Below are 12,649 nucleotides of genomic sequence, written 5' to 3'. Positions count from 1 at the left end.
GGCGCCCGGCGCCCGCACCGGTCGTCAGGGGGCGCCGAACGTCCCGAGGACCCTGCCGGTCTGGTCGCGGAAGTGGGCCCTGATGCCCTCCTGGGGCACGGTCAACCTTCCGTGCAGGGCCCCGAGGTCGTCGGTGCCGGTGCCGTTGGGGACCTGGATCCACAGCTCGGCGGTGGTGGAGTCGCCGAGCCGGGTGAACGGCGACAGCCTGAGCAGCGCGTTGTCGACGTCCTGGGCCGCGGTCGCCGCGGTCGGGTCGATGCTCAGGACGTCGCGCGCCGCGCGCACGCGGTCGTCCGCGAACGTCACCGCGACCTCAGACGGGTCCGGGGCGACGCCGGGGCTGGTGCCCGGCGGCCCGCCGCGCAGGGACTGCTCGATGTTGACGGTGCTCAGCGGCTCGGCCCTGCCGACGTGCGCGGTCCGGTCCCTCATCGCCTCCTGGAGCCGGTGGCGCTGGTCCGGGGCCATCTCGTCGTAGGAGGGGTGGCGCTCCCACGGTGCGGGCCTGATCCGGGTCCGCGGGGGCGTCTCCCGCTCGGGGTCGTGGTCGGGCCGGGTGGCCAGTCGCGTCCTCGGTTGCGTCACCAGCGCCAGGAGCGCGGACTCGGCCCGCGCCAGCGCGGTTCCCGCGCGCTCCTCGTGCTCGGCGATCGGACCCGCGCAGGCGTCGACCATCGAGGTGGCCGTGGCGAGCACGGCCGTCGTGACGCCCTCCGCCGCGACCGCCGGTCTGGCGAAGTCGATCAGCCGCCGCACCAGGTCCGCGAGCAGGCCGCCCGCGTCCCTCCTCGCCCCGGCGACGGCCTCCGCCGCCGAGAGGCACACCTCGCCCAGCCCGGCCGCGAGCGTCGCCGCGTCCTGGAGCGCGGCGGCGGTGGAGGCGCTCCTGCCCCGGTAGCCGTCGGCGGAGTCCCCGTGCCAGCGCGCGGTCTCCCGGCCCACCGCGGTGGTGAGCCGCTCCGCCGTCCCCAGGACGCTCTCGGCGGCCGTCGTCCAGGCGTCGGTGAAGGTCCGCACCACGGCGGCGTTGCCCCTCATGCGGTCCACGGCGTCCTGCAACGGCTGGACGTACCCGGTGAGCCGGCCGAGCCCCGCCGCCGCGAGGTCCTCGACCGGCCGGATGGTCGCGTCCAGCCCGTTCAGCCCGGCGCTGGTCACGACGTGACCGCCGGTGGGTCGTCGCCGAAGCGGGCCGCACCGGAACCGTCGTCCCGCTGGTGCGTCGTCACCGTGCCGCGCACGTCCTTCGCGGCCTGGAGGAGTTCGACGACGCTCGTGCGCACGGCGTCGCACCAGGCCGCGGCGACCTGCTCGGCCACCGGGACGAACCGCCTGCCGACGGCCCCGTAGGCGTCGGCGGTCAGGTTCACCCGCTCCACGGCGCTCAGCGCCGCCTCCAGGTCGTCCCCGACGCCGTCGAGCGTGCGGGCGTGTCCGGTCAGGTCGTCGTCGACGACCTCGTACCCGCCGGTCACCGGTCGCCGTCCCGGTCCTCGTCGGCGGCGAGGGCTCGCCGACACCCGTTGTGGTCCGACATGACAGCAGGGTCGCGCACCCGCCACGGGGCGATCAATCGGCTGTACGGCGCAGGGGAGTGGTGCGGCGGCGGGTCCGGGGCGCGGTGCCGCCGGGGAGCACCGCGCCCCCGGCCGGTGTCAGCCGAAGAAGCCGACGACCCGCTGGATCCGGCCGTCCTCGGCGAACTCGACGAAGTCGAGGCCGGGCAGCGCGGGGCCGAGGTCGACCCCGTCCGCGACGAGGGACGTCGGCGACGACAGCAGCCAGGTGAACCGGCCGACGCCGTGGTGCGCGTCCAGGCCGCTCGTCGGCGCCATGGTGGCGTCGGGGAACTGCTCGGCGAAGCCGAGGATGTGCCGGGTGAGCCCCTCGACCCCCACGACGGGGTCGGTGCTCGGGTCGGTGTAGCTCGCGTCGTCGGCCCAGCACCCGGCCAGCGCGGACCGGATGTCGGCCTCGTCGGTCAGGGTCCACGCGTGGACGTACTGCTTGACGGCGTCCTGGGGATCCATAGTCAACTCCTCACTAGTCAAGTCTGGACTATACTCGCTCCATGTCCACCGGTGGTCACCTCGTTCTCGGACTCCTGCTCGACGGCCCGGCCTCGGGCTACGAGCTGGGGGCCCGCGCGTCCAGGGCGGTCGCGTACTTCTGGCCGATCACCCGCTCGCACATCTACGCCGAGCTGCCCAAGCTCGTCGAACGGGGCCACGCCACGGTCGTGGTGGTGCCCCAGGCGGGAGCGCCGGACAAGAGCGTCTACACGGCCACCGAGGCGGGGCGGCTCGCGTTCCGCGCCTGGCTGGACGGCTTCGACGCGGTGACCGAGCACGGCAGGCAGCCGTTGCAGATCCAGCTCTACTTCGGCCACCACACCAGCCGCGACCACCTGCTGGCGCAGCTCGACCGGTGGGAGGCCGAGGTCCGGCACACGCTCGACTTCTGCCGCGACCTGCTCGCGGGCGGCGTCGAGCGGTCCGTCCGCGCGCTCACCGCGCACTTCGCGATCAACCGCGCCGAGGCCGACCTCGCGTGGATCGAGGAGGCCCGCGAGACCGTGAACCGTACTTCGGACTGATCCGGAACGGTCGCCGCCCTTCTACGATCGGCGCGTGGTGGAACTCCTGCGCTCCCTGTGGGGCGAACCCCGTCCGTCCGACGCCCCAGGGAGGGTGTGGCGGGACTGGGCGCTCGTGGGCGTGCTCGTACCGCTCGCCGTCGCGGAGGGGTTCCTGCGCCCGGACTCGCCGTGGCGGGTGGTGGCGGTCGCGCTCGCCGTCGCGCTGGTGCCGACGCTGCTGTGGCGGCGGACCAGCCCGCTGCCGGTGTTCGCGGTCGCCTTCGTCGTCACGGGGCTGGCACCGCTGTTCACCGACGGGCACCCGCCCGAGTCCTACACGATGGCGTTCCTGCTCATCCTGGTCTACGCCCTGTTCCGCTGGGGGTCGGGGCGGGAGGCCGTGATCGGACTGGCGGTGATCCTCGCGCACGTGGCCTTCGCGGTGTCGCTGGGGCACACCAGCCCCGGTGACGGCGTGGCCGGGCTGCTCGTGACGTTCACGGCCGGGTCGCTCGGCACGGCGGTGCGGTACCGGGCCGGGGCGCGGGCGCGGATGCTCGACCAGGTGAAGCTGGTGGAGCGCGAACGGCTGGCGCGCGACCTGCACGACACCGTGGCGCACCACGTCTCCGCCATCGCGATCCGCGCCCAGGCCGGGATCGCCACGGCCGCGCTGAGCCCGGACGCGGCGGTCGACGCGCTCAGGCTGATCGAGTCCGAGGCGTCCACCGCGCTGGTGGAGATGCGCGCCATGGTCCGGGTCCTGCGCCGCGACCTGCCCGCCGAACGGACGCCCAACCCCCGCGTCGCCGACCTCGAACGGCTCGCGGGCCGACCGCGCTCCGGTCCCGCGGTCGACGTGGGGATCGTCGGGGACGTCGACGACCTCCCGCCGTCGGTCGGCACCGCGATCTACCGCCTGGCCCAGGAATCCGTGACCAACGCCCGGCGGCACGCCCGGCACGCGACCCGCATCGAGGTCCGCGTCGCCGCCGACGCGACGTCCGTGCGGCTGCGCGTCAGCGACGACGGCGACACCGGCCCCGCGTCCCCTGCGCCGGGCTACGGGCTGATCGGCATGGCCGAGCGCGCCGGGCTGCTCGGCGGCACCTGCGAGGCGGGCCCGAACCCCGGCCGGGGCTGGACCGTCACCGCAGTGCTCCCGCGCACCGGGGTCCCGGCGTGACCGTCCGCGTGGTCGTGGCCGACGACCAGGAGATCGTCCGCACCGGGCTGAGGATGATCCTCGACGTGCAGCCCGGCATCGAGGTCGTCGGCGAGGCCGCCGACGGGCGGCGGGCCGTGGACCTCGCCCGGCGGCTCCGCCCCGACGTGTGCCTGTTCGACATCCGGATGCCCGACCTGGACGGCATCGAGGCCACCCGGCTGCTGGCCGGGCCGACCGTCGCCGAACCGCTGGCGGTCGTCGTCATCACGACCTTCGACCTCGACGAGTACGTCTACGCGGCGCTGCGGGCGGGTGCCCGCGGGTTCCTGCTCAAGGACGCCGGGCCCGCGCTGCTCGCGCAGGCCGTGCACGCCGCGGCCGAGGGCGACGCGCTGATCGCGCCGAGCGTCACCGCGCGGCTGCTGAGCGCCTTCGCCGACGGCGGGCCGTCCGCGCCGCCGGTGCAGCCCGTGGAACCGTTGACGGAGCGGGAGGAGCAGGTGCTCGCGACCGTCGCGAGCGGACGGACGAACGGCGAGATCGCCGACGAGCTGTTCATCACGCTGAGCACCGTCAAGACCCACGTCGCCAGCCTGATGGCGAAGCTGGGGGTCCGCAACCGGGTCGAGATCGCCATCTGGGCCTACGAGACGAACCGCGTCCGGGGCGGTCCCGACCGAAAGTACTAGCGCCGCCCGGTACTCCGGACCAGGTCTGCTCCGGCCTTTCCACCGATGATCGGCGCGCCCGCCGTCGTCAGGATTCACCCATGACGACCACGAGGGCCGACAGGCTCGTCCCCGCGTCCCTGATCCTCCTCTCCCTGGTGCCCTCGGTGGCGGGTGCCGTGCGGGTGACCGAACTGGCGCGCGGCGCGGAGGTCACGTCCGCCAACGAGCGCTTCGTCGCGATGCCGCTGCCCGTCGTGCTGCACATCGTCGGCGCGACGCTGTTCTGCGTGCTGGGCGCCTTCCAGTTCGCGCCCGGCTTCCGCGCCCGCCACCGGGCCTGGCACCGCCGGTCCGGCCGGGTCCTGGTCCCGGCCGGACTCGTCGCGGCGCTCACCGGCCTGTGGATGGCGCTGGTCTACCCGCAGCCGCCCGGCGACGGCGCGCTCCTCACCCCGCTGCGGCTCGTGTTCGGCACGGCCATGGCCGCGGCGATCGTCCTCGGCTTCCTCGCGGTGCGGCGGCGGGACTTCCCCGCGCACCGCGCGTGGATGGTCCGCGGCTACGCCATCGGCCTCGGCGCGGGCACGCAGGTGTTCACGCACCTGCCCTGGGTGGTCGCGGGCGTGGTGCCGGGCGAGGACACCAGGACGCTGCTGATGGCCGCGGGCTGGGTGGTCAACGTGGTCGTCGCCGAGTGGGTGATCCGCCGGTCGCCCCGCGTCGCGGCGCGGCGCGGGGCTCACCCGGCGGCGGGGCAGCGCGTGCCGTCGGCGGGCACCACCAGGTCCAGCAGGTAGGCGTCGGCCGTGGCGCGGGTGCAGTCGGTGCGGGTGTACACCCCGTGGCCCGTGCCCTCGTAGGTCACCAGCGTGGCGGCACCGCGCGACTGCCGCCACGCGGTCACCGCGCCCTCGTGGCCGGTGGACGGGTCGTGCAGGGAGTTGAGCATCAGCACCGGGGGCGCGTGCCGGGGCGTCCACGGTCCCGGCGGGTTGAGCACCGGACCCGTCCAGCCGACGCACGACGTCAGCGCGCGGTTCCAGATCGGCGCGGCCCGCACCACCGGCGCCGCCCCGCGCACCTCGCGGTCGATCCTCACGACGTCGTCCGCCGACGTGGGGTGGCCGGTGAAGTCCTCGCACAGCACCGCGAGGTGCGGCCTGCGCGAGACCGCGGACGCGCCGACGCCGTCGGTCGCGGGCGAGGTCCGTGCGCCGGTCTGGGCCTCCAGGTCCGCGAGGTAGGCGGAGAGCAGGTCCCAGTTCGGGCCGTAGCCCGCGCGCACGGTCCGCTCGACGAGCTGGTCGACCTCCAGCGGCTCGTCGGGCGCGCCGGGCTCGTGCAGCTCACCGCGCTCCGCCCTGCCCCGCAGCGCGTCGAACAGCGCAGGGACGTCCCGGCCGTGCTGCGCGCACGTCGGCGTGGCGCCGCACCAGCGGGCGAACTCGGCGAAGACGTCCTCGGCGGCCCGCGCGCCCTGGAGCATCAGGCCGGACAGGTCGGCGCTGCCGTCCACGACGCTGTCGACCACCATCGCGCGCAGCCGGTGGCCGAAGCGCTCGGCGTACTCCTGCCCGTACAGCGTGCCGTAGGAGACGCCGAAGTAGCTGATCCTCCGCTCGCCGAGCGCGGCGCGCAGGGCGTCGACGTCGCGCACGGCGCTCCGCGCGTCGGCCCGGTCGAAGACGGGCCCGGTCCTGGCCCGGCAGTCGGCGGCCACGGCGCGGTTGAACGCGGCCAGCCCCGCGAAGCGCTCCGGCGTGTCCGGCCTGCCGGTCGGGTAGGGCACGCCGGTGGCGGAGGTGTCGCAGAGGATCGGGTTGCTGTCGCCGACACCGCGCGGGTCGACGCCGACGACGTCGAAGCGGGCCAGGACCTCGGGGCTGAACGTCGAGGGCGCCTCCTTGGCGAACTCGGCCGCCGACCCGCCGGGACCGCCGGGGTTCACCACCAGCACGCCGATGCGGCGGGCGGGATCGGTGGCCGGGCGGCGCGCCACGGCGAGGTCGACGGTCGGGCCGCCCTCCCTGCTCCAGTCCACGGGAACGGTCAGGGTCGCGCAGTCGGCCTCGGTGGCGTCCGGGCAGGACGACCAGGTCAGCCATGGGGGAGCGGCCGACGCCGTGGGCGCGACCGCCGTGAGGAGGCCCGCCGCCAGTGCCGCGACGGCTCCGATCGAGGTGCTCGTGATGGTCATGCCGGGCCAGACGGTGACGACGCGCTCACGGGTTCTCACTGTGACCGGGACCACATCGTGTCCGTTCCCGGCGGGCGGGGTAGCGTAGGGCCGTCGCCCCTGACCACCCCGGTCCGCCGGGGACCGCGACCCTTCCGCGCCGTGGTCGCACCGACCCGGCCGCCGGACCAGGTAAGACGACGCAGAGGACCGGGCAGATGCCAACGGCCGACGTGCACGCGACCCCTTCCGACTCCACGACCGACGCGGCGTGCGCCGTGTGCCCCCACCCGGTGGCCACGCACGACCCCGTCGCGCTGCGCTACTGCACCGCGATGGCCGCGAGCGGCAACCTCCGCCGCTGCCTGTGCTCCGGCGAGTCCAGCGGCATGACGTACAGCAACTCCAGCAAGGGCTACCTGGAGAAGTAGGGCGCCTCCAGCGAGGCCCGCTCCATCACGTCGGGGTAGCGGGTCACGTCGTTGTTGCCGCCGGACACGACGCACACGGTCAGCCCGCCCGTGTCGCCGTCCAGCGCCCGCCCGATCGCGCTGGTCGCCAGTGCGCCCGCGGGTTCCGCGATGATGCCGTCGACCTGGTAGAGGTCGAGCATCTCGACGCACACGGCGGCCGTGGACACCGACACCAGCCGCGCGCCGCTGTCCCGCACGATCGGGAACGTCACGTCACCGGCCCGCCGGACGGCGGCGCCGTCCACGAACGTGTCCAGGTCGCGCAGCGTCACCGGACGTCCGGCGTCGAGCGCGGCGGCCATGCTCGCCGCGCCCGCCGGTTCCACGCCGATCAGCTCCACCTCGCTGTGCCGGGCCCGCAGCCACGTGGCCATGCCCGCCAGCAGCCCGCCGCCGCCGACGGGGACCACGATGCGGTCCGGGACCCGGCCCAGCTGGGCCATGATCTCGACGGCGACGGTGCCCTGCCCCACGAGCGTCCGCAGGTCGTCGAACGCCGGGACCACCACGGCCCCGGTGTCCCTCGCGTGCCGCTCCGCCGCCGCCCGGGCGTCGTCGTAGGTGTCGCCCGCGATGGCGATGGTGATCCACTCGCCGCCGATGGCGGCGATCCGGGTCCGCTTCTGGGCCGGTGTGGTGCCGGGGAGGAACACGGTTCCCCGGACCCCCAGCGCGGCGCACGCGTAGGCCACGCCCTGCGCGTGGTTGCCCGCGCTGGCGCACACGACGCCGGTGGCCGTGTCCTCCAGCGACGCGAGCAGCCGGTAGGCGCCGCGCAGCTTGTAGGAGCGGACGGGCTGCGCGTCCTCGCGCTTGATCCAGACCTGGCCGGGGGTCTTGGCGGAGAGGCGGGCGTTGTGCTGCAAGGGGGTCCGGGTGACCACGCCGAAGAGCTGGCGCGCGGCCTCGTCCACCTTGGCCGCGCCGATCCGGAGTTCCGGCAGGCCCAGGTGGGCCGGGAGCACCGTGTGTGGTTGAGCGGTCAAGGGGATCACCTCCGTCGTGGTCCATGGTCCGTGCCCGGTGGGTGCGGGATCGACCCCTAGCGGCCCCTGTTCGGGGTGTTCGGTGGAGTGTCTGGCGGGGTGTTCGGTGGAGTTGTTGGCGGGGTGTTCGGTCGGGTGTTCGGTGGGGTGTTCGGTGGGGTGAGGTGGAACGTGAAGTCCGTTCGGGCCTTGGAGCGGAGGGGCAGCGGGAGGTGGAGGTGGCCTTCCGCGACCAGGTTCCTGGCTGTGGGTCTGGTGGTGTTGAGCCCGGCGGTGACCAGCTTCTCCACCCGGATGGGGGCGGGGAGTTCGAACCGGACCACCACCTCCAGCGGGGTGCCGTCGGTGACGTCGTAGAACTGCGTGTCCGTGTCCAGGTACCAGGTGTCGGTCCAGTCGAGGCGGTACTGGTTCCTGGTCGCCAGGGTCGGGTCCGCGGCCAGGCGGTCGACCGCGGACCTGTCGTTGGTCTCGAACGCCCTCAGGTGGGTGGGGTTGAGGGAGTGGACGTGGGCGCGCTCGTGGACGGGGACCTTGGAGGTCCGGCCGCAGCGGTCGCAGTTGACCAGCAGCCAGACGTCCAGGAGCTTGCCGTTGGCGTTGACGCGGAACTTGCCCGTGGGGTGGTGGCGGGTGGAGTCGCACGCCGGGCAGGGTTTGAGGATGGTGGGCAGGGCTTGTCGCCTGACGGTCCAGAGGGATTTGCGGTCGGTGGGTCGGGTGCTGGACATGGGTCCCCGTCGGATCAGGTGGCTCAGGGGTAGGCGGAAACGGGCACGCCTGGTCGCGCGACGGGTGATCTCGTCGCGGGGTGGGGGAGGTGCGTGGAGGAGACGGGGAGTTGCCTCTGACCCGGCTGGTTCCACGTGGTGCCACTTACTGATCCATGGGCGTCATGGTGGTGTGGCTGGTGGGGATGGGCAACTGGTTTTCGGGTGGGTCTGGGGGTGTTGGTTCCGAGGGGGCGGGGTGGGTGCTGGTTTCAGCGGGGTGGTTGCTGGTTTTGGCGGGGTGGTTGCTGGTTTTAGTGGGGGAATGGGGTGGCTGCTGGTTCAGCGGGGATTGGGGTGGCTGCAAGTCCCGGCGGGGGTGGCCGATTTGACTTGGGGCCCCTCGATTTGACCCTTTGATCGGGCTAAAGGGCAGGTGGTGTCAACCTGCCCGATCTACCAGGGTAAGGGTCAAATCCCCCAAGTAAAATCGGCCACTGGTTTAGGGAAGGCAGCGGCTCGCCTTGGTTGGTCCCGACTGCTGACCCGATTGCGGTCCCGTTCCCGATTGCGGTCCCGTTCCTGGTTGCGGTCCCGTTTGTTGACCGGTCCCAGTTCCAGTTCCAGTTCCAGTTCCAGTTCCAGTCGCAGTCCGGCCCCGGCCCCGGCCTCGGTTCCAGCTCCGGCCTGGCCGCCGCCCAGCCCGGTCCCAGGCCAAGCTCCAGTTCCAGCCCGGTCCCAGCCCAGCCTGGCCCCCAGCCCCAGCCCCAGCCCCAGCCTGGCCCCCAGCCCCAGCCCCAGCCTGGCCCCCAGCCCCAGCCTGGCCCCCAGCCCCAGCCCCAGCCTGGCCCTCAGCCCCAGCCCCCTCCGGCCCGGGCCCGGCCCCGCCCTCGGCCTGGTTGGTCAGGTGGTGCCGGCTACCAGTGGTTCCAGGACCAAGCCCTCGTTGAGCCGCAGGGTTACGTTCAGTGCTGTTTGGTCGTTGAACACCACCAGTTCTGCGCCGTCTGCCCTGGTGAGGAATTCGCCTCGGTTGCCCAGGTTGATCGTGGAGCGCAGTTTTGGGTCTGGCATTCGTCGTACCATCGTGTACGGGAGGTGGTCCATTTTGACCACGCAGCCGAATTCTGCCAGTAGGCGGTGTACCGCTACCTCGAACTGCATGGGGCCCACTGCGCCGAATACCGGGACGCCGTCGCCTCGGCGGTCTGACGTGAGGACCTGGACCACGCCCTCCTGCGCCAGTTGGTCCACGCCCTTGCGGAACTGCTTGGCCCTGCTCAGGTCGGTGAGGCGGCCTACCGCGAAGTGTTCCGGGGCGAAGCTGGGGAGGCCGGGGAAGCGCACGGCCGGTTTTCCGGCGTGGAGGGTGTCGCCCACCCGGAGGGCTGAGGCGTTGATGAGGCCGATGACGTCGCCGGGGTAGGCGACGTCCAAGGTGGTGCGTTCCCGGCCGAAGACCTGTTGGGCGTACTTGGTGGCGAACGGTTTTCCGGTGGTGGCGTTGGTGACGACCATTCCGCGTTCGAAGACGCCCGAGCAGACTCGTGCGAAGGCGACCTGGTCGCGGTGGGACTTGTCCATGCCGGTCTGCACCTTGAACACGAACGCCGAGAACGGGGAGTTCAGCGGGCGGGATTCGCCGTTCACGTCGTGCCTGGGGGTGGGGCGGGGCGCCAGGGACACGATCAGGTCCAGCAGGTGGCGCACGCCGAAGTTCAGCACACCCGAGCCGAACAGGACCGGGGTGGCGGTGGCGTCGAAGAACTTGGCCACGTCGAACTCGCCGCCGGAGATGTCGACCAGTTCGGCGCTCTCGACGGCGTGGGTCCAGTCCTCGCCCTCCTCCTGGAGGGCGCGGGACGGCTCGATCCGCTCCTCGGGCGCGGCGGTGGCGCCGCCCGCGGTCCTGGTGTAGCGGATGAAGCTGCCGTCGGCGCGGTCGAGGACGCCGCGGAACCGGCCCGCTTCGCCCACGGGCCAGGTCAGGGGCATGGGCTCCAGGTCGATCCGCTGCTTGATCTCCTCGCAGAGGTCGAGCGCGTCGCGGCCCGGCCGGTCCCACTTGTTGATGAACGTGATCACCGGGATGCCGCGGTGGCGGCAGACGTCGAACAGCTTCAACGTCTGCGGCTCCAGGCCCTTCGCGGCGTCGAGCAGCATGACGGCGCAGTCCACGGCCGACAGGACGCGGTAGGTGTCCTCGGAGAAGTCGGCGTGGCCGGGGGTGTCGAGCAGGTTGATGACCGCGTCGCCGTAGGAGAACTGGAGGGCCGCCGAGGTGATCGAGATGCCTCGGGCCTGCTCCATCTCCATCCAGTCGGAGACGACCCCGCGCCTGCCGGCCTTGCCGTGCACGGCACCGGCCTCGGAGATCACCCTCGCGTGCAGCGCGAGCGCCTCGGTGAGCGTGCTCTTGCCCGCGTCGGGGTGGCTGATGACCGCGAACGTCCGGCGCCTGCTCGCTTCGCGGAAAGCGGCCGACGGCGAGGTGTCCACCGGAGTGGCGGCGGTCATGCGTGGTCCATCCGATCTGTCGCTGACAGGGGTCACCGGAAATCTACCCTGGCCGCTTGTTCCCTTCCGCGCCGATCGGTGCTATCTCCGTCACCGCCCGTCGCCGGGGGCTCACCGCGCCGGGAGGCGGTGCTCCGCCGCCGCCGTCACGGTGGGTTCCAACGCGGACGCGATCACGGCGTAGCCGGCGGGGGACGGGTGGAAGCGGTCGGCGGAGAACAGCGAGCGGTCGGCCGCGAAGCGGGCGGAGAGCTGGGCGCCGACCGGGGCCACGACGCCGCCCGCGCGCCGCACGGCGTCGCCCTGGGCACCGGCGTACTGACCGCTGATGGACGACACCAGGCCGCGGTAGGCGGGCGGCACGTGGGAGACGACGCCCAGGTCGGGAGCGGTGGCGACGACGACCCGCGCGTCCGCCCGGCGGAGCGCGGCCACGGCGTCGTGCACCAGGCCCGCGCCGACCGCGCTCGGCACGAACGACGTGAGGTCGTTGGCGCCGATCACGACCAGGGCGAGGTCGACGCCCGCGGACAGCGAGGTGCGGACCTGGGCGGCGAGGTCGGCGGAACGGGCGCCGGACACGGCGAGCACACGGAGGTCGACCCCGTGCCCGGCCGCGCGCAGGGCGCGGGCCAGCCGGTGGCCGAGGGTCTCCTCGGCGCGCGTGCAGCCGACGCCCGCGGCGAGCGAGTCGCCGAGGACGTGGAAGCGCAGGACGGTCGGGTCCGAAGTGGTCATCGACCCCTCAACGACCCGTGCACGACCGGGGGTTCCGCTGTTCGTCCTGAGCGGACAGTGACGGAACCCGCTCGGAGTTCGCCCTGCCGGGTGGACTCGCGCCCGTCCGGGCGGGTATCCCAGGACGGGAGCGGCGAAAGGTGGTGCGCTGCGACTCTTCGAACGATCCGCGAGGAGGCGTCGTGGCGAGGTCCAACCTGCGGAAGACGCGGAAGGCCGTCCCGTTCGGGAGGTTGCAGTGGATCGCGCTGGCGGTCGGGCTCTTCCACCTGGTGACGGCGTTCCACCCGATCTTCCCGTTCGACACCACGGACCCGCTGCTGCGGATCTGCACCGGCGTGCTCGGGGTGGTCATGGCGCGCCGGTGGAAGAACGCGCGCCGGTTCGGCGTCGCGCTGGTGCTCGGCTACGGCGGGCTGGTCCTCTCCCAGTTCACCGCACCGGCCACGCTGGAACCGGTCACGCTCGTCTACGCCCGCACGGCCCTGAGCGGCGTGCTGATCGTCGTGCTGTCGGTCAGGGGGTGCGGGCCCGTCGCCAGGGGCGCGGTCGCCTGACGTGGCGCGGGTCGACCACCGGATCGAGGTGAAGCGGCGGATGCCGCCCTCGCGTGGGACGAGGACGGCATC

General features: G+C 73.3%; 13 protein-coding genes and 1 pseudogene. 6 read left to right on the top strand and 8 right to left on the bottom strand.

Annotated elements, in window-relative coordinates; genetic code table 11:
• Positions 1 to 24: 24 nt before the first annotated feature.
• The 3 genes from AC156L_RS28730 to AC156L_RS28720 all read right to left on the bottom strand — a co-directional run bounded on the left by AC156L_RS28730 (position 25) and on the right by AC156L_RS28720 (position 2,033).
• Positions 25 to 1,161: a WXG100 family type VII secretion target gene (locus AC156L_RS28730; protein WP_330876674.1), complete on the bottom strand. Its 1,137-nt coding sequence runs from the start codon at positions 1,159 to 1,161 to the stop codon at positions 25 to 27.
• Positions 1,158 to 1,478, bottom strand: a complete 321-nt coding sequence (locus AC156L_RS28725) for a hypothetical protein (RefSeq protein WP_330876673.1) — start codon at positions 1,476 to 1,478, stop codon at positions 1,158 to 1,160. The genes AC156L_RS28730 and AC156L_RS28725 overlap by 4 nt, the downstream gene beginning before the upstream one ends.
• Positions 1,479 to 1,658: 180 nt before the next feature.
• Positions 1,659 to 2,033: a nuclear transport factor 2 family protein gene (locus AC156L_RS28720; RefSeq protein WP_330876672.1), complete on the bottom strand. Its 375-nt coding sequence runs from the start codon at positions 2,031 to 2,033 to the stop codon at positions 1,659 to 1,661.
• A 41-nt stretch (positions 2,034 to 2,074) separates the two neighbouring features.
• Between AC156L_RS28720 and AC156L_RS28715 the strand changes: the two genes are divergently transcribed.
• The 4 genes from AC156L_RS28715 to AC156L_RS28700 all read left to right on the top strand — a co-directional run bounded on the left by AC156L_RS28715 (position 2,075) and on the right by AC156L_RS28700 (position 5,217).
• Positions 2,075 to 2,599, top strand: coding sequence for a PadR family transcriptional regulator (locus tag AC156L_RS28715; RefSeq protein ID WP_330876671.1), 525 nt, complete (start codon positions 2,075 to 2,077; stop codon positions 2,597 to 2,599).
• 34 nt (positions 2,600 to 2,633) lie between these two features.
• Entirely contained in the window at positions 2,634 to 3,767 is a 1,134-nt protein-coding gene (locus AC156L_RS28710; RefSeq protein ID WP_330876670.1) for a sensor histidine kinase, read from the top strand.
• Positions 3,764 to 4,438, top strand: a complete 675-nt coding sequence (locus AC156L_RS28705; protein ID WP_330876669.1) for a response regulator transcription factor — start codon at positions 3,764 to 3,766, stop codon at positions 4,436 to 4,438. The genes AC156L_RS28710 and AC156L_RS28705 overlap by 4 nt, the downstream gene beginning before the upstream one ends.
• 80 nt (positions 4,439 to 4,518) lie before the next feature.
• Positions 4,519 to 5,217 carry a DUF2306 domain-containing protein gene (locus AC156L_RS28700; RefSeq protein WP_330876668.1) on the top strand — a complete coding sequence of 233 codons (699 nt, stop codon included), beginning with the start codon at positions 4,519 to 4,521 and terminating at the stop codon, positions 5,215 to 5,217.
• Here the strand turns inward: AC156L_RS28700 and AC156L_RS28695 are convergent.
• Positions 5,160 to 6,617 (bottom strand): alpha/beta hydrolase, encoded by a 1,458-nt coding sequence (locus tag AC156L_RS28695; RefSeq protein WP_330876667.1) that lies wholly within the window; start codon positions 6,615 to 6,617, stop codon positions 5,160 to 5,162. The genes AC156L_RS28700 and AC156L_RS28695 overlap by 58 nt on opposite strands.
• 197 nt (positions 6,618 to 6,814) lie before the next feature.
• On the opposite strand from AC156L_RS28695, the gene AC156L_RS28690 reads away from it, so the two are divergent.
• Positions 6,815 to 7,027, top strand: a complete 213-nt coding sequence (locus AC156L_RS28690; protein WP_330876666.1) for an RGCVC family protein — start codon at positions 6,815 to 6,817, stop codon at positions 7,025 to 7,027.
• Between the two features lie 14 nt (positions 7,028 to 7,041).
• Here the strand turns inward: AC156L_RS28690 and ilvA are convergent.
• From ilvA to AC156L_RS28670, 4 genes and pseudogenes are all read right to left on the bottom strand, one after another.
• Positions 7,042 to 7,998, bottom strand: a pseudogene (ilvA, locus tag AC156L_RS28685) (threonine ammonia-lyase IlvA); the annotation flags it as partial.
• 113 nt (positions 7,999 to 8,111) lie between these two features.
• Positions 8,112 to 8,786: a DUF1062 domain-containing protein gene (locus AC156L_RS28680; RefSeq protein WP_330876665.1), complete on the bottom strand. Its 675-nt coding sequence runs from the start codon at positions 8,784 to 8,786 to the stop codon at positions 8,112 to 8,114.
• Positions 8,787 to 9,668: 882 nt separating this feature from the next.
• Positions 9,669 to 11,282, bottom strand: a complete 1,614-nt coding sequence (locus AC156L_RS28675) for a peptide chain release factor 3 (RefSeq protein WP_330876664.1) — start codon at positions 11,280 to 11,282, stop codon at positions 9,669 to 9,671.
• A gap of 111 nt (positions 11,283 to 11,393) precedes the next feature.
• Positions 11,394 to 12,020, bottom strand: a complete 627-nt coding sequence (locus AC156L_RS28670) for an SGNH/GDSL hydrolase family protein (protein WP_330876663.1) — start codon at positions 12,018 to 12,020, stop codon at positions 11,394 to 11,396.
• 182 nt (positions 12,021 to 12,202) lie between these two features.
• On the opposite strand from AC156L_RS28670, the gene AC156L_RS28665 reads away from it, so the two are divergent.
• The gene (locus AC156L_RS28665; RefSeq protein ID WP_330876662.1) at positions 12,203 to 12,577 is read left to right on the top strand and encodes a hypothetical protein; all 375 of its coding nucleotides are present in this window, start codon (positions 12,203 to 12,205) and stop codon (positions 12,575 to 12,577) included.
• Positions 12,578 to 12,649: the final 72 nt, after the last annotated feature.

The sequence above is a fragment of the Umezawaea sp. genome (genome assembly GCF_057122925.1).
Note: the sequence above shows the minus strand (reverse complement) of the source record. Positions and strands in the feature narration are given on the sequence as shown.